16 protein-coding genes, 1 other RNA gene and 1 pseudogene are annotated in these 19511 nt (G+C 72.3%); 13 read left to right on the top strand and 5 right to left on the bottom strand.

The window, feature by feature from the left end; genetic code table 11:
• The first annotated feature begins 15 nt into the window (after window positions 1-15).
• From smpB to QOM21_RS22580, 3 genes are all read left to right on the top strand, one after another.
• Window positions 16-495, top strand: a complete 480-nt coding sequence (gene smpB / locus QOM21_RS22570; RefSeq protein ID WP_407552677.1) for an SsrA-binding protein SmpB — start codon at window positions 16-18, stop codon at window positions 493-495.
• A gap of 160 nt (window positions 496-655) precedes the next feature.
• Window positions 656-1025, top strand: a transfer-messenger RNA (tmRNA) gene (gene ssrA, locus QOM21_RS22575).
• Window positions 1026-1184: 159 nt separating this feature from the next.
• Window positions 1185-2174: an alpha/beta hydrolase family esterase gene (locus tag QOM21_RS22580; RefSeq protein WP_407552679.1), complete on the top strand. Its 990-nt coding sequence runs from the start codon at window positions 1185-1187 to the stop codon at window positions 2172-2174.
• A gap of 30 nt (window positions 2175-2204) precedes the next feature.
• Here QOM21_RS22580 and QOM21_RS22585 read toward each other — a convergent pair whose 3' ends face one another.
• Window positions 2205-3503, bottom strand: coding sequence for an MFS transporter (locus tag QOM21_RS22585; protein ID WP_407552681.1), 1299 nt, complete (start codon window positions 3501-3503; stop codon window positions 2205-2207).
• A 104-nt stretch (window positions 3504-3607) separates the two neighbouring features.
• On the opposite strand from QOM21_RS22585, the gene QOM21_RS22590 reads away from it, so the two are divergent.
• Window positions 3608-4576, top strand: a complete 969-nt coding sequence (locus QOM21_RS22590) for a LysR family transcriptional regulator (protein ID WP_407552683.1) — start codon at window positions 3608-3610, stop codon at window positions 4574-4576.
• 77 nt (window positions 4577-4653) lie between these two features.
• On the opposite strand, the gene QOM21_RS22595 is transcribed toward QOM21_RS22590, so the two are convergent.
• Complete coding sequence (locus QOM21_RS22595) at window positions 4654-4788, bottom strand: hypothetical protein (protein WP_407552685.1); 135 nt, start codon at window positions 4786-4788, stop codon at window positions 4654-4656.
• A gap of 355 nt (window positions 4789-5143) precedes the next feature.
• Between QOM21_RS22595 and QOM21_RS22600 the strand changes: the two genes are divergently transcribed.
• Together QOM21_RS22600 and QOM21_RS22605 are read left to right on the top strand one after the other, a co-directional pair.
• Complete coding sequence (locus QOM21_RS22600; protein WP_407552687.1) at window positions 5144-6562, top strand: nitrate/nitrite transporter; 1419 nt, start codon at window positions 5144-5146, stop codon at window positions 6560-6562.
• Between the two features lie 166 nt (window positions 6563-6728).
• A complete protein-coding gene (locus QOM21_RS22605; RefSeq protein ID WP_407552689.1) occupies window positions 6729-7961 on the top strand; it encodes a uroporphyrinogen-III synthase in 1233 nt (410 codons plus the stop codon).
• Window positions 7962-8006: 45 nt separating this feature from the next.
• Here the strand turns inward: QOM21_RS22605 and QOM21_RS22610 are convergent, their stop codons facing one another.
• Window positions 8007-8783: a class I SAM-dependent methyltransferase gene (locus tag QOM21_RS22610; protein ID WP_407552691.1), complete on the bottom strand. Its 777-nt coding sequence runs from the start codon at window positions 8781-8783 to the stop codon at window positions 8007-8009.
• A gap of 226 nt (window positions 8784-9009) precedes the next feature.
• Here QOM21_RS22610 and QOM21_RS22615 point away from each other — a divergent pair.
• The 6 genes and pseudogenes from QOM21_RS22615 to QOM21_RS22640 all read left to right on the top strand — a co-directional run.
• Window positions 9010-9594 (top strand): annotated as a pseudogene (locus QOM21_RS22615) (CGNR zinc finger domain-containing protein); the annotation flags it as partial.
• A gap of 287 nt (window positions 9595-9881) precedes the next feature.
• Window positions 9882-10421 carry a sigma-70 family RNA polymerase sigma factor gene (locus QOM21_RS22620; RefSeq protein ID WP_393897356.1) on the top strand — a complete coding sequence of 180 codons (540 nt, stop codon included), beginning with the start codon at window positions 9882-9884 and terminating at the stop codon, window positions 10419-10421.
• The gene (locus QOM21_RS22625; RefSeq protein ID WP_407552693.1) at window positions 10418-11167 is read left to right on the top strand and encodes an anti-sigma factor family protein; all 750 of its coding nucleotides are present in this window, start codon (window positions 10418-10420) and stop codon (window positions 11165-11167) included. The genes QOM21_RS22620 and QOM21_RS22625 overlap by 4 nt, the downstream gene beginning before the upstream one ends.
• A gap of 230 nt (window positions 11168-11397) precedes the next feature.
• On the top strand, window positions 11398-13971 hold the full coding sequence (locus QOM21_RS22630) for a HelD family protein (protein ID WP_407552694.1): 2574 nt from the start codon (window positions 11398-11400) through the stop codon (window positions 13969-13971).
• Between the two features lie 480 nt (window positions 13972-14451).
• Window positions 14452-15885, top strand: a complete 1434-nt coding sequence (locus QOM21_RS22635) for an NAD-dependent malic enzyme (RefSeq protein WP_407552696.1) — start codon at window positions 14452-14454, stop codon at window positions 15883-15885.
• A 305-nt stretch (window positions 15886-16190) separates the two neighbouring features.
• Window positions 16191-16472: an HU family DNA-binding protein gene (locus QOM21_RS22640; protein ID WP_030069353.1), complete on the top strand. Its 282-nt coding sequence runs from the start codon at window positions 16191-16193 to the stop codon at window positions 16470-16472.
• A gap of 89 nt (window positions 16473-16561) precedes the next feature.
• On the opposite strand, the gene QOM21_RS22645 is transcribed toward QOM21_RS22640, so the two are convergent.
• Both QOM21_RS22645 and QOM21_RS22650 read right to left on the bottom strand, forming a co-directional pair.
• On the bottom strand, window positions 16562-17233 hold the full coding sequence (locus QOM21_RS22645) for an HAD family hydrolase (protein WP_407552699.1): 672 nt from the start codon (window positions 17231-17233) through the stop codon (window positions 16562-16564).
• 68 nt (window positions 17234-17301) lie between these two features.
• On the bottom strand, window positions 17302-18042 hold the full coding sequence (locus QOM21_RS22650; protein WP_407552701.1) for a GntR family transcriptional regulator: 741 nt from the start codon (window positions 18040-18042) through the stop codon (window positions 17302-17304).
• 354 nt (window positions 18043-18396) lie between these two features.
• On the opposite strand from QOM21_RS22650, the gene QOM21_RS22655 reads away from it, so the two are divergent.
• Window positions 18397-19506 carry an extracellular solute-binding protein gene (locus tag QOM21_RS22655; RefSeq protein ID WP_407552703.1) on the top strand — a complete coding sequence of 370 codons (1110 nt, stop codon included), beginning with the start codon at window positions 18397-18399 and terminating at the stop codon, window positions 19504-19506.
• The last annotated feature ends 5 nt before the right edge of the window (window positions 19507-19511 follow it).

The following is a 19511-nucleotide window of genomic DNA, read 5'->3' on the forward strand; positions in this document are numbered from 1 at the left end:
GAAAATGGCCGCACTATGGCTAAAGAGACGGGGCGCAAGCTCATCGCGCAGAACAAGAAGGCGCGGCACGACTACCACATTCTGGACACCTACGAGTGCGGCCTGGTGCTGTGGGGCACCGAGGTGAAGTCGCTGCGGCAGGGCAAGGCGTCGCTGGCCGACGGCTTCGTGCACATCGACGGTCACGAGGCGTGGCTGCACAACGTCCATGTGCCGGAGTACACCCAGGGCACCTGGACCAACCACAGCGCCCGCCGCAAGCGGAAGCTGCTGCTGCACCGCGCCGAGATCGACAAGCTGGAAGCGAAGAGCCAGGAGAGCGGCCACACGATCGTGCCGCTGGCGCTGTACTTCAAGGACGGCCGGGCCAAGGTCGAGATCGCTCTGGCCAAGGGCAAGAAGGAATACGACAAGCGGCAGACGCTGCGTGAGCAGCAGGACCGCCGCGAGACGGAGCGCGCCGTGTCCGCCGCCCGCAGGCGCCAGCGCGCCTGACCCCCGGCCGGCGCCCGCCCGCCACGGGGCCGGGGGCAGGGCCGGGGAATACGCTGGCATGGTCGTGCGTTGGTCCCGTACGATGGCACTGCACCTCACGGGGTGTGCAGGAGCTGCCGCCCCATGCGGGTGTCAGTGCATCACCTTGAAAAAACAACATGGGGATGATCGGTTTCGACAGCGGATGTTGAAGCAGGGGAAGCGAGTCGAGGAAGCGGCAATGATCTCGTAAACCATATGTCGCAAACAATAATCGCCAACACCAAGCGCGATTCCTTCGCCCTCGCTGCCTAAGTAGCGACTTGCGAAGTGTCAGCCCGGGGCTGTTCCCGACCCGGATCCTGGCATCAGCTAGGGAACTAAACTTCTAGACCCGGTCACGGGGTTTAGAAGGAAATCAAACAGTGGCTGAGCCCGTCGGAGACTTGTTCGCGTGATCTCCGGGGCCGAGAAAATCGCAGCGAACTGCACTCGGAGAAGCCCTGTTGCTGCACCGTTGGACGCGGGTTCGATTCCCGCCATCTCCACAATTCCCATGTGAGGCCCAGGCCCCGTGTGTCCGTGAGGACACCGGGGCCTGAGTCGTTTTTGTGGTCGCCGGCCACATATCGGCGCCCCCGGGGCCCGCCTACCGTCCCTCGGCAACGACGGACGGCGAAGGGCAGGGACGGGGCGTGATGAGACGGACGATGCGGACGAGATGGGGCCGGCGGACGGCCGGGGTGCTGGTGCTGCTCGCCGGGCTGCTGGCGGGCGGGCTGTCGCCGGTGGGCGGCGCGCGGGCGGAGGCGGCCTCCGGGGCGATCGAGGAGGTCACCGGGTTCGGGACGAATCCCGGGGCGCTGCGGATGTACCGCTATGTACCGTCCGGGCTGCCGGCGGGGCGACCGGTCGTGGTCGCGATGCACGGCTGTACGCAGAACGCCGTCGACTACGGACGGCAGAGCGGGTGGGTCGAGCTCGCCGACCGGTGGGGCTTCTCGGTCGTGCTGCCGGGGCAGAGCACGGCGAACAACGCCACCTCGTGCTTCAACTGGTTCACCGCGGGCGACACGGCCCGCGGGCAGGGAGAGGCCGCGTCCGTCGCGCAGATGGTGCAGCGGCAGCGGTCGGACACCGGGGCCTCGAAGGTCTATGTCACCGGTCTGTCGGCGGGCGGCGGGATGGCGACCGTGATGATGGCCGCGTATCCGGAGGTGTTCACGGGCGGCGGGGTGGTCGCCGGGCTGCCGTACGGCTGTGCGCAGGCCGCCGGGTCGCCGTATGTGTGCATGTACGTCGGGGCGACGCAGACGCCCGCGCAGTGGGGTGATCGGGTGCGGGCGGCGTATCCGGGGTACGGCGGCCCCTGGCCGACGCTCACGGTGCTGCACGGCACCGCCGACACCACCGTGAAACCGGTGAACATGGCGGACCTCGTCGAGCAGTGGACGAATGTGCACGGTATCGACGGGACGGCGGACCGGACGGACACGGTGGGCGGATATCCGCACGCGGTGTATGAGGACGCCGCGGGGGCCCCGGTCGTCCAGACGTACGCGATCACCGGCATGGGGCACGGGCAGCCGGTCGATCCGGGGACGGGACCGGCCCAGTGCGGGACGGCAGCGGCGTATGTGCTCGATGTGAACCTGTGTGCCGCGTACGAGTTGGGGCGGGGATGGGGGCTGGGCGGCTGAGCGGCCGTGCGCCCGCCGGGGCCTGCCGGTTCAGCGGCGGGCCCGGGCGGCGAGGAAGGTGGTGACGAGCGCCAGGCCGGCCGCGCAGGCCGGGACGGTGTAGGCGGCGGGGGGTGAGTCGGGGAGGTGGTCCACCGCCCAGCCGCCCGCTGCCGTGCCGGCCGCGATGCCGCCGAGGAGGGCGGTCACGGCCAGGGTCATCCCTTCGTTCAACTGCCCGACGGGCACCCGTGATTGGACCAGGCCCATGCCGGTGACCATGGTCGGCGCGGTGGCCATGCCGGCCGGCAGGAGCGCGGCGGCCAGGGCCACCACGCTGCCCGTCGAGGCGGCGAGGAGCGGGAGCAGCATCAGGGCGGCCATCGCGGCGACGCAGAGGAGGAAGCGGCGGGCGGTCCGGCCGGCGGGCGGCAGCAGGCCGTAGAGCAGGCCGGCGGCGCAGGAGCCGGCTGCCTGGAGGGCGAGCATGGCCCCGGCGGCGGAGCGCACACCGTGGCGGTCCGCGAAGGCGACGGTGACGACCTCCAGCGAGCCGAAGATCGCGCCGGTGCACAGGAACGTGGCGAGGAGTGGCGGCAGGCCGGGCAGGCGCAGCGGTGGCCGGGGGCGGGCGCGGTCTTCCCGGGGGGGCGGCACGGGCGGTTCGGTGCGGCGCTGGGCCGCGAACAGCAGTACGCCGGCGAGCAGGAGCGCCGCCGCCACGGCCGTACCCGCCTCGGGGAAGAGGGCGGTGCACAGCAGGGTGGCGAGGACCGGGCCGAGCATGAAGCAGAGTTCGTCCGCCGCCTGTTCGAAGGAGTTGGCGGTGTGCAGGGCGGCGGGGTCCCCGCGCAGCAGATGGGCCCAGCGGGCGCGGGACATGCCTCCGGTGTTGGGCGTGGTGGCGGTGGCCGCGTAGCAGGCGAACAGGGTCCAGGCGGGCGCGTCATGGCGCACGCACAGGAGCAGGCCGACGGAGCCGAGGACGGCGAGGACGGTGGCGGGGACGGCGATACGTGCCTGGCCGTGGCGGTCGATCAGCCGGGCGGTCCACGGGCCGGCCAGCGCGGTCGCGGCGAGCCCGGTGGCGGTGACGGCCCCGGCCAGCGCGTAGGACCCGCGCGATCCGGCGATCATCAGGACCGCGCTGATGCTCAGCATGCCCATCGGGAGGCGGGCCAGGAGGTTCGCTGCGGTGAAGGCGCGGGTGCCGGGCACGGCGAAGATCCGGCGGTACGGCACGAGCGGCCCGCGGCGCGAGCGGCGCGGCCGGGGCGCGCGACGGGGCGGCCGGGCAGGGGGCCGTACGGGCGGGGCGGTGACCGGGCGGGCGGCGAGGAAGAGGATCATGCCTCTACCGTCGCGGCGGACGAGGCCGGTCGTCCAACACCTGATCAGACCGCATTCACGCAACAGGGTTGTTAATGCTGGGTGGTGGCTGGGAAGGTGGCCCGGTGCCGTATGACATCGACCCGCGTCTGCTGCGGGCGTTCACCGCCGTCGCCGAGGAACTCCACTTCACCCGGGCCGCCGCCCGGCTGTACGTGGCCCAGCAGGCGCTCAGCCGGGATGTCCGGCGCCTGGAGCGGGAGCTGGGTGCCGTCCTCTTCGTGCGGACCACGCGCCAGGTCGCGCTCGCGCCGGACGGGCAGCGGCTGCTGCCGTACGCCCGGCGGGTGCTGGCCGCACAGGACGAACTGGCCGCGGCGTTCCGGGCGGTGCCGGAGCGGCCGCTGCTGGTCGACGTGGGCGTGCCGATCGGGACGGCGCACCGGGTGCTGGAGACGGCTCGTGCCCGGGTGCCGGAGAGCTGCGAGCTGGTCGCCCGCTTCCACAGCGGACTGACGGGCGCGGCCGCGGAATTGGCGGACGGACGGCTCGATGTGTCCTTCGGCCGGGTCGCGGCGCTGCCGGCCGGGGTGCGGGCCGGTCTGGAGCATCAGCCCGTCCGGCTGGAGCCGATGGCGGTGCTGCTGCGCGAGGGCCATCCGCTGGCCCCCCGGGGCGCGGTGCCGCTCGCGGCGCTGGCCGGGGAGACGCTCTACGCCGGTGCCGGGAATCCGCAGACCGCGGAGTGGACGGATCTGGCGGCCCGTCTCTTCGAGGGGCGCGGGATCGCGATGGCCGCTCCTTTCCCGGAGATCGAGGGCTCGCGGGAGTTCGTGCGGGTGGTGCGGAAGCGGGGCTGGTCGGTGCTGGCGAGCGTGGAGTTCATCGAGGTGCCGGGGATGGTGCTGCGACCGCTGGTCGATCCGGTGCCGCTGTCGCCGATTTCGATGGTGTGGCGCAAGGGGCTGCGGCATCCGGGCCTCGACGCGCTGCGGACCGCCGCACACGAACTCGCCGCCGACGCGGGCTGGCTGACCGCTCCGGCGAAGGCGTGGCTGCCCCGGGAGGACGCCCGCGCGATGGGCGTCGGCTGACGGAGCGGCTCCGTACCCGGCGCCGGGCGGGCCCTGCCGGGGGCGTGGGGTCGACAGGGCCCTGTGGTGGTGCCGATTCACCACCAGCCGTGGTGGAATCCGGCCAGGCCGTCCCGGTGGGGGCCGAGGAACCCGAGCGCCGGCTCGGTGGAGTCGCCGGCCTCCGCCGGCTCGGGTGCCTCGTACTCGGCCTGCTCCTGCGGTTCCTGCATGGAGGTGTCCCCTTCCTCGGACGGGCCGCGCACCGGTCATGCACGCATGTACGCAAAGTGCCGTGTTGATTACCCAACGTTCTCTTGTCAGGTTGTCAGCGGCCGGCGCCGATGCCATTGCCCCCATCGGGTGAACGGAGGGGGCGTGCGGCGCATCCGGTCGCGGAGCTGTGCCCCCGCGCCGCCGGGCCTCTGCGCCGCACAGCGCGCGCTGCGCCCGTCCGTTACGGTGTCGGCTCACCACGTGGCCGGGGAAGGCGTGAGTGCAAGGTTTCGCCGTGGTCACCTGTCGGCACGGGCCGGAAACGCGCCGTACCTAGCTTCGGGGGAAGAGGACACGACCCTGGGAGGCGCGATGACGGCCGAGGCCGCGGCAGAGACCGGTAGCGGTAGTCGTACGAGAAGAGGAGGCCGGTGGATCGAGCGGTGGGATCCCGAGGACGAGGGCTTCTGGAAGGAGACCGGTGAGAAGACCGCGCGGCGGAACCTGGTCTTCTCGGTGCTCTCCGAGCACATCGGCTTCTCCATATGGAGCCTGTGGTCGGTCATGGTGCTCTTCATGGGCCCGGAATACGGGGTCGATCCGGCCGGGAAGTTCTTCCTGGTGGCGATGCCGACGATGGTGGGCGCCGTGCTGCGGGTGCCCTACACCTTCGCGGTGGCGCGCTTCGGCGGACGTAACTGGACGGTGCTGAGCGCGCTGATGCTGCTCGTCCCGACGGCCGCAGCGGCGCTGGTGATGACGCCGGGCACCTCGTACACGACATTCATCGTGGTCGCGGCGCTGGCCGGGGTCGGCGGCGGCAACTTCGCCTCGTCGATGACCAACATCAACTCCTTCTACCCGCTGCGCAAGAAGGGGTGGGCGCTGGGCCTGAACGCCGGCGGCGGAAACGTCGGCGTGCCGGTCATCCAGCTGCTCGGCCTGCTGGTCATCGGTACGGCGGGGGCCGCGCACCCGCGGATCGTGCTCGCCGTCTACGTGCCGCTGATCGTGGTCGCCGCGGTGCTCGCCGCGCTCTTCATGGACAACCTCGGGCCGGTCACGAACGACACCGGGGCGGCGCGCGACGCGGCCAAGGAGCCGCACACCTGGGTGATGTCGCTGCTGTACATCGGCACCTTCGGCTCGTTCATCGGCTACAGCTTCGCCTTCGGCCTGGTGCTGCAGAACCAGTTCGCCCGCACGCCCCTCCAGGCGGCCTCCCTGACGTTCATCGGGCCGCTGCTCGGCTCGCTGGTGCGGCCGGTCGGCGGGCGGTTCGCGGACCGGTTCGGCGGCGCCCGGATCACGCTGGGCAACTTCGTGGCGATGGGGGCGGCGACCGGCGTGGTGATCTACGCGTCGGCGGCGCGGTCGCTGCCGGTCTTCCTCGTGGGGTTCATCGCCCTGTTCGTGCTGACCGGGCTCGGCAACGGCTCGACGTACAAGATGATCCCGGGGATCTTCCAGGCCCAGGCCGTCAGGCGGGGGCTCGCGGGGGAGGCGGCCGCGACGTACGGGCGGCGGCTCTCGGGAGCAGCCATGGGGCTGATCGGCGCGGTGGGCGCGCTCGGCGGGCTGGCCATCAACCTCGCCTTCCGGCAGTCGTTCCAGATGACGGGATCCGGCACCCCGGCGTTCGTGTCGTTCCTCGCCTTCTACGCGGTGTGTTGCGCGGTGACCTGGGCCGTATACCTGCGCAAGCCGCGGCGCGGCGGGGCCGCGGCCGGTCCGGAGACGGGCGCGGACGCGGGAGAGGCGGCCGCCCGGCCCGTCTACGCGGAGGTGTGAGCGGCGCCGCGGGACGCGCTGTAACACTTGGGAAATACTGGGTGACCGGGCCTGTCACGTGGTGTTGGCAGGCTCGGCACCATCGGACCCCTCTCGCCCGAGCCGCGGCGGTGAGGGAGCGCGTACGCACGATGCACCACACCACTCTGGGCGGAGCGGGACGACCATGCACGATCAGCAGCAGGAGCAGCAACCACAGCAGCCGGGCGACCAGCAGCCGCAGCCGGGCGACGGGGACCGGCCGGAGACCCCGCGTGAGGCCGCGCAGGGCGTTCGGCCGCTGGAGGGATTCACCGTCGGTGTCACCGCCGCGCGGCGTGCGGAGGAGCTGGGCACGCTGCTGGAGCGCCGCGGCGCGCAGGTGATGCACGCACCGGCGCTGCGTATCGTCCCGCTGCCGGACGACACCGAGCTGCTGGCCGCCACCCGGGGCCTGATCGAGGACGCGCCGGACGTGGTGATCGCGACCACCGCCATCGGCTTCCGCGGCTGGATCGAGGCCGCCGAGGGGTGGGGGCTGGGCGAGGAGCTGCTCGGCCGGCTGGCCGGCGTCGAGCTGCTGGCGCGCGGGCCGAAGGTGAAGGGCGCGATACGGGCCGCCGGGCTGACCGAGAAGTGGTCACCCGCCTCCGAGTCCATGGCCGAGGTCCTCGACCGGCTGCTGGAGGAGGGGGTCTCCGGGCGCCGGGTGGCCATCCAGCTGCACGGGGAGCTGCTGCCGGGCTTCGTGGAGGCGCTGCGGGCCGACGGCGCGGAGGTCGTGGGGGTCCCCGTCTACCGCTGGATGCCGCCCGAGGACATCGCCCCCGTGGACCGGCTGCTGGACGCGGTGATCGGCCGTGGCGTGGACGCGGTCACCTTCACCAGCGCCCCTGCCGCCTCGTCGCTGCTGCGCCGCGCCGAGGAGCGCGGCATCCGGGAGGAGGTGCTGGCCGCCTTGCGCCAGGACGTGCTGTCGGTGTGCGTGGGGCCGGTCACCGCACTGCCCCTCCAGGCCCACGATCTGCCCACCCTCCAGCCGGAGCGCTTCCGGCTGGGGCCGATGGTCAGCGTCCTGTGCCGCGAACTCCCGGGCCGGGTGCTGTCGTTGCCGGTCGCCGGGCGGCGCATCGAGATCCGCGGCCACGCCGTCGTCGTGGACGGCGAGCTGCGGCCGGTGCCCCCGGCCGGTATGGCGCTGCTGCGCGCGCTGGCCCGCCGCCCCGGCTGGGTGGTGGCCCGAGCGGACCTGCTGCGGGCGCTGCCGGGCGCGGGGCGGGACGAGCACGCGGTGGAGACGGCGATGGCCCGGCTGCGGGTGGCCCTGGGCGCGCCGAAGCTGATCCAGACGGTGGTCAAGCGGGGCTACCGGCTCTCGCTCGACCCGCACGCGGACACCGGCAAGTACGACGGCGTCTGACCGGTCCGCCCGGGCGTGCCGGGGTGATGGCGGCCGCGGCGCGGGTCAGGTCGGGTTGTTGACGCGGATCTTGGACTGGCCGTGCGGCCGCTTCTCCCAGTCCTCCATGAACCGGGCCTCCAGGCCGTGCTTGCGCGCCAGCCGCAGCAGGGTCTCGGTCCGGTAGTAGAAGTCCTCGCGCAGCACCTGGTGTTCGGCGCCCTCGGTGCGGTCGAAGGTGAAGTCGAAGAAGCCGCCGGGCGCCAGGACGCGGCCGACGTGGGCCAGGCACTCGTCGATGACCTCGACCGGCGAGTGGGAGAAGACGCTGTGCGCGTGCACGACGTCGAAGTGGCCGTCCGGCAGGAAGTCCAGCGTGAGGTCGTGCGTGAGGGTCAGATGCGGCAGCTTGGCCTGGAGGCCGTAGGTGGTGAGGGTCTTCTTCGCGGAGATCAGGATGTCCGGCGAGATGTCGATCCCGTAGTAGTTGCCGGTGTCCAGGTACTCGATGAAGCGCCAGCCCGCCCGCAGGTTGCCGCAGCCTATGTCGAGCATCCGGTGGACCGGCTTGAGGCCGTGCTCCGCCAGGTAGTCGAACTGCATCTCCCCCAGCGCCAGCCAGCGCTCATGGCTCCGGCTGCCGACCGCCGCCTCCGGGTTGCGGGCCGCGTCGGACGCCATGACCGCGCGGTAGTAGTCCACGTGGCGGGGGTGCTTGACGCGCAGCCAGGTGTCGCGCGCGGTGCGCTTGAGGTAGGGGGTGACGCGGGCCGGGTTCCGGATCGCGTAGGCGACTTTGTGGGTCAGGCTGGCGCGGTTCCTGAGCAGGGATTTCGGCGACATGGAGACCTTCGTCCTGGAGGGGCCGGAAGGGGCAGGGCGCGGCGGTCGGCAGGGCCGTCCGGGCACCACGCCGCGGACTATACCCGAGAGGTATACATCCAGTGTCTACTCGATGTGTCTACGGGCGGTGCACCTCCGTGGTGGGCGCCCCCGGAGGGTTCCCGGCGGCCGCCGCGCCGGGCACTCTTGGGGCACACGCGTTTGTTCTCTAAGGAGTGACAGGCACATGGCGGCGCCTCACGACCTGCGGTTCGACTGCGGGCGGATCTGCCTGGATCTGGTGGCCACGACCGGCGGCACCCCGGCCGAACGGCTCACCGGGCCCGAGCATCTGACGGCCTGGCTCGTCGGCGCGGGGGTGGTACCACCCGGAGTCCCGCTGGAGGCCGTCGACGGCGGCTGGGTCACCCGCTTCAGGGCGCTGCGCGAGCTCCTGCGCCGCGTGGTGCACGACGAACTCCGGGACCGGGCGGCCGACGCCGACCTGACGCTGCTCAACGCTACCGCCGAGGTCGCGGATCCGCCCGCCGTGCGCCTGTTGCGTACCGCCGATGGGAGCCTGGCCCGTACCTTCTCCGGCCCGCCCGACTGCGCCGGGCTGCTCGCCGCGGTCGCGCGGGACGCCGTCGCGCTGCTGACGGACGGGGCGGCCCGCGGGCAACTGCGGGAGTGCGAGGGCGAGAACTGCTCGCTGGTCTATCTGGACACCTCCCGGGGGCGGCGCAGGCGGTGGTGCTCCAGCGAGGTGTGCGGCAATCGGGAGCGGGTGGCGCGGCACCGCAGGCGGTCGATGCGGCGGGGCACGGGCGCGCCCCCGGGCGAGACCTCCGGGAGGGCCCCCGGCCCGGCATCCGCCCCTCCCGCCCCTCCCGTCCCTCCCGTCGTTCCCTCGGCGCCCGCGCCGCCGGCCCCCGCCGCGCCTTCGTCCCCCGCCGCGGCTTCCGCCCCTTCCGCCCCCTCTTCGGCCACCGCCGCAAAATTTTCCGCCGGACAGTGAGTCGCCCCGCCCCTTTGGCCCGTACTCCTCTCCGCAAGTCCGATCCGTGGCATGGTCCCCGGCCCGCTCCGGTGATCCGCGCTATCGACCCGGGAGTTGGAGTGCGCAAGGATGCCGTCGTGGCAGACCGGACGACACCAGACGAGGCGCTCATGCGAGCCCTCTACGACGAGCACGCGGGTCCGCTCCTCGCCTTCGTGCTGCGGCTGGTGGCGGGCGACCGGCACCGCGCGGAGGACGTGGTGCAGGAAACGCTGGTGCGCGCCTGGCGCAACGCCGACCAACTGCAGCGCGCGACCGGCTCGATCCGGCCGTGGCTGGTGACGGTGGCCCGGCGGATCGTCATCGACGGACACCGAAGCCGCCAGGCCCGGCCCCAGGAGGTCGATCCCACCCCGCTGGAGACGATGCCCGCGGCCGATGTGATCGACCGGGCGCTGCGCCTGATGACGATCTCCGAGGCGCTGAGCGACCTCAGTCAGGCCCACCGAGAGGCCCTCGTCGAGACGTACTTCAAGGAGCGTACGGTCAGCGAGGCTGCGGCGGTGCTGCGGGTGCCGGCCGGGACCGTGCGGTCCCGGGTGTTCTACGCCCTGCGCTCCCTGAAGCTCTCGCTAGAGGAACGAGGAGTGACGGAGTGAACCCGCCCACGCAGCCGGACCGGCACACCGACGTCGGCGCCTACGCGCTGGGCGTCCTGGACGCCGCCGACGCGGACCGGTTCGAGGCGCATCTGGCCGGCTGCGACCGGTGCGCGGCGGAACTCGAGGAACTGATGGGCCTGCCCCCGTTGCTGGCCGAGTTCAAGGAGTCCGCCCCCACCCCGCAGACCCTCACCGCCACCCCGGGGCCCGGCGTCCTGGACGGCCTGCTCGACGAGGTCGCCGCCGCCCGCGGCACCCGGCGCCGGCGCAGGCTCTACCTCGTCGCCGCGGCCGCCGTGCTGATCATCGGCGGGCCGCTCGCCGCGGTCTCCATGACCTCCGCCGGATCCGGGAGCGGCACCGAGGCCGTGCCGCCGCTCGCCAACGCCGTCCGCGCCCAGTACGCCGAGGGCGAGCGGGTGACCTCCGTCGATCCCGACACCAAGGTCGCGGCGGGCGTGTCCATGGCGCCCCGGCCCTGGGGTACGCAGATCGTCCTCGAACTCGCCAACGTCAAGGGCCCGCTCACCTGCGACCTGGTCGCCGTCGGCAAGGACGGCCGGCGCCAGACCGTCACCACCTGGGCGGTGCCCCCGGGCGGTTACGGCATCAAGGACAGCGCCGCCAAGTGGAACCGGCAGCCGCTGTACGCCGCGGGCGGGGCGGCCCTGGGCCGGGGCGACATCGACCGGTTCGAGATCCGCACCCTGGCGGGCGAACGGCTGGCCACGGTGGACGTCTGAGCCCCCGTCGGCTCGCCCGTCGGCGGAGGTCAGGGCCCCGCGGCACGCCGCGGTAGGGCCCGGCCCTCCGCCGGACGGGGCACCCCCGGCCGGCCTCCCCGGGTGCGAAGTCGATGCCTGAGTCAACATCCGACCGAACACGTCCCTTTTTGTCCGTATGGCCAGGTGCGCGCGGTGCCCGGTTCGCGTACGGTTGACGGCTGCCCTACGCACAGCAGAAGGGGGCCTGGGTGGCCGCGCAGAACGCCACGCACGCGCCGGATCACGCTTCGGATTCCGTTCGCGACCGCGAGATCGAAACCGAGCAGACGCATCTGGACCGCGTCTACCGGCGCCTCGAGGAGAAGATCCACGAGGCGGAGTTCCTGATGGACGACGCCGCCAAGCGCGGGCAGGTCGGCACGCCCGGCGCCCTCGCCGAGCGCGACGCACAGGTCTTCCAGGCCGGCGTCCATCTCCACCGCCTGAATTCCGAGTACGAGGACTTTCTCTTCGGCCGTATCGACCTGCTCCTGGGCAAGGACGGCAAGAAGGGCCCGGACGGCGCGTACACCTCCGTCGAACCCGCCGACGGCGCCATCGAGGACGGCCGCGCGGCGATCGCCGAGACGCTGCACATCGGCCGCCTCGGCGTCCTCGACGCGGACTACTCCCCGCTGGTCATCGACTGGCGCGCGCCCGCCGCCGCACCCTTCTACCGCGCCACCCCGGTCGCCCCCGGCCGGGTCGTACGCCGTCGCGTCATCCGCTCCAAGGGCCGCAAGGTCCTCGGCGTCGAGGACGACCTGATGCGTCCGGAGGTCACCGCCACGCTGGACGGCCGGGAACTGCCGGCGATCGGCGACGGCGCGCTGATGGCCGCCCTGGGACGGGCCCGCAGCCACACCATGCGGGACATCGTCGCCTCCATCCAGGCAGAGCAGGACATGGTCATCCGGGCCCCCGCCGCGTCGGTGACGGAGGTCGAGGGCGGTCCCGGCACGGGCAAGACCGCCGTCGCGCTGCACCGCGCCGCCTACCTCCTCTACCAGGACCGCCGCCGCTACGCCGGCGGCATCCTGATCGTCTCCCCGACACCGCTGCTGGTCGCCTACACCGAGGGCGTGCTGCCCTCGCTCGGCGAGGAGGGGCAGGTCGCCATCCGGTCGCTCGGCTCCCTGGTCGACGGCGCAGAGGCGACCGCCTACGACCCGCCCGCGGTGGCCCGCATCAAGGGGTCGAGCCGTATGCAGAAGCTGCTGCGCAAGGCCGCCCGGGGAGCGCTGGAGACGGCCGCCGGGGGAGCGGCGGAACCGCCGGAGGACGTCCGGCCCGCCGCGGCCGAGCCCGCGGCCGCCGACGCCCAGCTGTCCCTGGAGGACCTCTTCGCGGCCGCCGGGGACGACACGAGCCCCGACCGGCCCGCCGACGACGGGCGGAACGGCCGCAGGACCCGCTCCAGACCCTCGCGCCCCGCCACCACCGCGCCCACCCGGTTGCGGGTGGTCGCCTTCGGCGGCCGGATCGAGCTGGAGGCCGAAGAGCTGCGCGCCATCCGCCAGACCGCCCTCAGCGGTACGGCACCGGTCAACCTGCTGCGGCCGCGCGCCCGGCGGCTGATCCTGGACGCACTCTGGGCCAAGTCCGGCGCGGCCCGCCGCTACACCGACCCCGAGCTGGTCGCCGAGGCCCGTCAAGGCTTCGACGAGGATCTCACCACCGAACCGTATTTCCAGGAATTCCTGGAAGCCTGGTGGCCCGAACTCACCCCGCGCGGGGTGCTGGCAGCGATGGCGGACGAGCGCCTGCTGGGCCGCTGGGCCCGGCGGGTCCTCAACCAGCGCGAGGTCCGCCAGCTCGCCCGCTCGCTGCGGCGGCTGCAGGCGGCGGACTCCGAGGACGCCGCCTCCGGCCGCGGAGGCAAGGCGGCGGGCCAGGGTCCGCTCTCGGTGCACGACGTGGCCCTGCTGGACGAGCTGCAGCTGATCCTCGGCGCGCCCGCGCGTCCGGCCCGTCAGCGCGAGGCCGACCCTCTGGACCACCTGACCGGTCTGGAGGAGCTGTCGACCTACGCCGAGCGCAACGGCGGCGGCCGCAGCCGCCGTGAGCGGCTGGAGGAGGAACGCGCCGACTACGCCCACGTCATCGTCGACGAGGCGCAGGACCTGACGCCGATGCAGTGGCGCATGGTCGGCCGACGCGGCCGGCACGCGACCTGGACCGTCGTCGGCGACCCGGCGCAGTCCTCCTGGTCGGACCCGGACGAGGCGGCCCTGGCCCGGGACGAGGCACTGGGATCCCGCCCCCGGCGGCGCTTCACACTCACCGTCAACTACCGCAACCCCGCGGAGATCGCCGAACTGGCCGCCCGCGTGCTGGCGCTGGCGATGCCTGGCATGGAATCGCCGAAGGCGGTCCGCTCGACGGGTCTGACGCCGCGATTCGCGATCGCCACCACGGACGGCGCGCGGGGCGCCGCCGCCGACGACGCGCTGGCACGGGCCACCGTCGAGGAGGCCGGGCGGCTGCTGGGCGAGGTGGACGGCACGGTCGGCGTCGTGGTGGCCATGCAGCGCCGCGAACAGGCACGCCGCTGGCTCGCCGGACTCGGCGAACGGGTGGTCGCGCTGGGCTCGCTGGAGGCCAAGGGTCTGGAGTACGACGCGACGCTGGTCGTCTCGCCGGCCGAGATCGCCGACGAGTCCCCGGCCGGTCTGCGGGTGCTCTATGTGGCCCTGACCCGGGCCACTCAGCAGCTGACGGTGCTCTCCGCGGAGCGCGACGAGCCCGACGCGGACGGGGTGCCCGACCTGCTGCGGGACTGACCCGTACGGCGGCCCGCGCGAGCCGGCGCGGACCGCCGTCCGAGGGGTCTTGAAATCGTCCCCCCGCGACGGGATTCGCTTCCGGGGATGGTTTGTTAGCCTGGGTGACGGCACCGGCTCGATCCAAGCCCCCGGGCCCAACCATCGTCGCTACGAGCGACCACTTGCCGCGAGGCGAGCATGGCGGGTCGGTGCCACCTAGCGGAACTGCGGGCGTCTCTCCCTCGGGAGAGGCGCCCGCAGTCGTTTTGCGCCCCCTGATCGTCCTGCCCTGAGCGGCCGCTCAGGGCAGGACGTAGGGGAGGGGCTTCCCCTCGAACCACATTCTCTCGTATGGTGGAAGAGTTCTTCCGAAATTTGTAGCTGGTTACCGTATACCGGCTGGTAGGTGGGACGATCGACCAACACGCTCCGGACCTGCATTATCAGGTATCGGAGCGATGTGCAGAGTGAATCCAGGGAAAGCAGAGGAAGTCGGCCATGGCAACGGCGCCTAGCGTCTCGTATTCGATGACGGTGCGACTGGAAGTTCCCGCGAGCGGCACCGCCGTCAGCCAGCTCACCACGGCCGTGGAGTCCTCCGGTGGTTCGGTCACCGGCCTGGATGTCACCGCGTCCGGGCACGAGAAGCTCCGGATGGACGTCACCATCGCGGCGACGTCGACCGCGCATGCCGACGAGATCGTCCAGGAGCTGCGGGGCATCGAGGGGGTGTCGCTGGGGAAGGTCTCGGACCGTACGTTCCTGATGCACCTCGGTGGCAAGATCGAGATGTCGTCCAAGCATCCGATCCGTAACCGTGACGATCTGTCGATGATCTACACGCCGGGTGTGGCGCGGGTGTGCCAGGCGATCGCGGACAATCCCGAGGATGCCCGGCGTCTGACGATCAAGCGCAACAGTGTCGCGGTGGTCACCGATGGCTCGGCGGTGCTGGGGCTGGGCAATATCGGCCCGAAGGCGGCGCTGCCGGTGATGGAGGGCAAGGCGGCCCTGTTCAAGCGGTTCGCGGGGATCGATGCCTGGCCGCTGTGCCTGGACACCCAGGACACCGACGCGATCGTGGAGATCGTCAAGGCCATCGCGCCGGGGTTTGCCGGGATCAATCTGGAGGACATCTCCGCTCCGCGCTGTTTCGAGATCGAGGCGCGGCTGCGTGAGGCCCTGGACATTCCGGTCTTCCACGACGATCAGCACGGCACCGCGATCGTGGTGCTGGCGGCGCTGACGAACGCGCTGCGGGTGGTGGGCAAGAAGGTCGAGGACGTGCGGGTGGTGATGTCCGGCGCGGGTGCGGCGGGCACGGCCATCCTCAAGCTGCTGATCGCCGCCGGTGTCCGGCACGCCGTCGTGGCCGACATCCATGGTGTGGTGCACGCCGGGCGCCCGGATCTGGTCGATGCCGATCCGGACTCGCCGCTGCGCTGGATCGCGGACAACACCAACCCCGAGCGGGTGACGGGCACCTTGAAGGAGGCCGTGGTCGGGGCGGATGTCTTCATCGGTGTGTCGGCGCCGAATGTGCTGGACGGTGAGGATGTGGCGCGGATGGCGGAGGGGGCGATCGTGTTCGCACTCGCCAACCCCGACCCGGAGGTGGACCCGGCGATCGCGCGGCAGACCGCCGCGGTGGTGGCCACCGGCCGGTCGGATTTCCCCAACCAGATCAACAACGTCCTGGTGTTCCCCGGTGTCTTCCGGGGCCTGCTGGACGCGCAGTCCCGTACGGTGAACACCGAGATGATGCTGGCCGCGGCCGGTGCTCTCGCCGAGGTCGTCCTGGACGACGAGGTCAACCCGAACTACATCATCCCCAGCGTCTTCAACGACAAGGTCGCGGGCGCGGTGGCTGGTGCGGTCCGGGAGGCGGCCAAGGCGGCGGGCGAGACTGTGACTGCTGCCACGGCGCTCTGAGTACGGCGCGTCGCGGGACACGCCGTACACGAGGCCCCCATAGGGTGGCTGGAAGTAAACGGCCACAGCCCTGCGGGGCCGGCCCGGAGCGGCACGGTGCGAAACGTCACCACTACGAGGCAGTGGCGCTTTTCGTGTGACCCTCCAGGGTGCCGGATTGGCTTTACCGCCGCAGGTGGGGGCAGGATGCGTATCCGGGCGCGAGGGTCTGTCAGCAGACCCGGGTCCGGGGACTGTCCAAGGGCCCTGGCAGCATCGGCTTCGATCTCACGCCTCATTGGCAAGAAGAACACGGGAGTACAAACATGAACCGCAGTGAGCTGGTGGCCGCTCTGGCCGATCGCGCCGAGGTGACCCGCAAGGACGCCGACGCCGTTCTGGCCGCCCTCGCCGAGGTGACCGGCGAGATCGTCGCCAAGGGCGACGAGAAGGTCACCATCCCCGGCTTCCTGACCTTCGAGCGCACCCACCGTGCCGCTCGCACCGCGCGCAACCCGCAGACCGGCGACCCGATCCAGATCCCGGCCGGCTACAGCGTGAAGGTCTCCGCGGGCTCCAAGCTCAAGGAAGCCGCCAAGGGTAAGTAAATCCCCTAGCACGGCACGAAAGGGCGGCCATCCCTCCCAGGGATGGCCGCCCTTTCGCATGCCCGGGGAGGGCGCGGTCCGCGGCGGGGTCAGGCCACCCGGGTGAACGGGAAGTCGGCCAGGTCGACGTCCTCCAGGGAGGCCACGACGGACGTACGGGGGCCCGGGGTGATACCCGGCACGGTCGGTACGGCCAGCAGGCGGCAGCCCGCGGCCAGCGCGGCGGCCGCGCCGGTCGGGGTGTCCTCCACGGCCAGGCAGTCCGCGGGATCGACGCCGAGGCCCGCCGCGGCGGCCAGATAGGGGTCCGGGTGCGGCTTGCCGCGCGGCGCCTCGCCGGAGGTCACCGACAGCGCGAAGCGGTCCGCGCCGAGCGTGCGCAGCACCAGATCCGCGACATGGCGTTCGGACGCGGTGACCAGCGCGGCGGGCACACCCAGCGCGCGGGCCCGGTCCAGCAGCCGCAGGGCGCCGGGCTGCACGGTGACGCCCGCGGCGACCCGGGCGGTGAATTCCCGGTCGAGCACCGCGTTCGTACGGGCGACGCCGATCCCGACGCCGTGCTCGCGCACCAGGCGCTCGGCGGCCGCGTCCACCGGGGACCCGGCGTACGCCGTCAGCACCTCCTCGCCGGCGGGGAGGCCCTGCTCCCGCAGGAAGGCGGCCACCGTCGCCAGCCACTGGTGCTCGGTGTCGACGAGAGTGCCGTCCATGTCGCACAGCAGGGCTGCGGGGAGCGTGGCGGCGGGCAGAGAGGGCATGCGGGCTCGCTGTTCGCTGGAAGGGCCGTACGGGCCCGAGGGGCAGGGCTTGAGGGGGTCGGGCCGGGTCAGTCGGCCGTGGTGCGCGCCAAGGGGTTGGCCTGGGTGGAGTTGCGCACGGTGAAGACGACCGCACCGGGGCGGTAGCGGTCGTCCGAGGTCTCGACCGGGCGGCCTTCCGCCGTGGTCGTGGTGCGGCGTACGCGCAGCAGCGGGCTGCCCCGTCGCACCCGCAACTCCCGGGCGTCCACGGTGCCCGCCGCGAGGGCGTCGATGTGGTGCTCGCCGTGCGCGAAGACCAGGCCGCAGGAGTCCAGGAGGGCCTGCGTGACGGACTCGCAGTCGGGCGGCAGGACTTCCACCGCGTCGGCGATCCAGGCCGCGTACACGGTGCGCTCCAGGAGCACCGGTTCGCCGTCCAGGGTGCGTAGCCGCAGCACCCGCAGCACCTCCGCGCCCGGCGGGAGTTGCAGCAGCGCCGCCTCCTCGCCGTTCGCGGTGCCCCGGGCGGAGCGCAGGACCTGGCCGCCGGGGGAGTGGCCGCCGGCCCGCGCCCACTGGGCGAAGCTGCGCAGCTCGGTGAAGCTCTGGCTGGGCGCCGTGCTGAGCACGATGTGCCGGGCGCCCTGGCGGGAGCCGATCAGGCCCTCGGCGAGCAGAGCGGCGAGGGCCTGGCGGACCGTGCCCCGCGAGACGCCGTGCGCCGCGGCCAGTTCGCTCTCCGACGGCAGTGTGCTGCCCACGGGGTGGGCGCCGTCGGTGATGGCACGCCGCAGGGCCTCGGCGATCTGCTGGTGGCGTCGGGTCAACAGGGCTCCTCGCGGCCTGGTGATGAAGGCTTTCCCGGGGTTTCCCGGGGCCTGCGGACGATCATCCCACCTGTGCACAGTGGTGCGCATCCCGGCAGGTGCGGAGTATGCGTCTAACCGTCTGGCGGAACTCTAAACCTATTCTTTCATAACGCTTATGACCTGCGGTTTTATTGCCCCCAGGGCTTTGTTTGGGGGTTGCCTTGCTGTTAGCTTGCCGAGGCTTACTGACTAGCGGCTTGTCCATACAGGTTGGCGGCCGAAGACCCAGGAGTACCCATCGTGCTGTGTCATCCCGGAGGGCGACCCCCGGACCCCCGGCCGAAGAAACCGGCCCGGACCAGGCGCCGGGCCGTGACCGCGGTGGCGGCCGCCCTGGCCGCCGTCACCGCCGCCGGCTGCGGCTACGCCCCGGCCGCCGTCACCGGCAAGGCCGCCACCGCCCGTTCGGCCGCGGACCTCGGCGGGATGAAAGGGCTGGTCGAGGCCGCCAAGAAGGAGGGCAGGCTCAACGTCTACGCGCTCGCCCCCGACTGGGCGAACTACGGCGAGATGATCAAGACCTTCGAGAAGACGTACGGCATCGAGGTCCACAACGAGAACCCCGGCGGCACCAGCCAGCTCGCCCTGGGCGCCGCCGACAAGCGCCGCGGCCAGGACCGGGCCGTCGACGCCCTGGACCTGGGCACCGCCTTCATGCGCAACGCCCGCGGCAAGAAGCTGCTCGCGCCGTACAAGGTGCGGGGGTGGCAGGACATCCCCCGCACCCAGAAGCAGGCCGACGGCTCCTACCTCAACAACTACGGCGGCTACATCTCGATCGGCTGCGACGCCAAGGCCGTCGGGAAGTGCCCGCGCACCTTCGCCGAACTGCTGGAGCCCCGCTACCGCAACAAGGTCGCTCTCAACGGCAACCCCGCGGAGTCCTCCTCGGCCTTCTCCGCGGTCTTCGCCGCCGCGCTCGCCAACGGCGGCTCCTTCGACGACGTGCAGCCCGGCCTGGACTTCTTCAAGAAGCTCAAGGAGCGCGGCAACTTCGTGCCCGTCCAGTCCTCGCCCGCCACCATCCGCAAGGGCGAGACCCCGATCTCCATCGACTGGGACTACCTCAACCTCGGCTACAGCAAGGAACTCAAGGCCAAGGGCGTCGACTGGAAGGTCGCGGTGCCCTCGGACGGCGCCTACGCGCAGTACTACAACCAGGGCGTCAACGCGTACGCGCCGCACCCCGCGGCCGCCCGGCTCTGGCTCGAATTCCTCTACAGCCCCACCGGCCAGAACATCTGGCTCAAGGGCTACTCCCGGCCCGCCCTCCTGGACGAGATGACGAAGGACGGCACCGCCGACGCGCCGGCCGCCGCCCGCCTGCCCAAGGTCCACGGCACCCCCGAATTCCCCACCGGGGAACAGGAGGACGCCGCGAAGGTGGCCATCAACGAGGGCTGGGGCAAGGCCGTCGGCTGACCCGT

The organism is Streptomyces sp. Pv4-95, assembly GCF_045782725.1.
Lineage (GTDB): Bacteria > Actinomycetota > Actinomycetes > Streptomycetales > Streptomycetaceae > Streptomyces.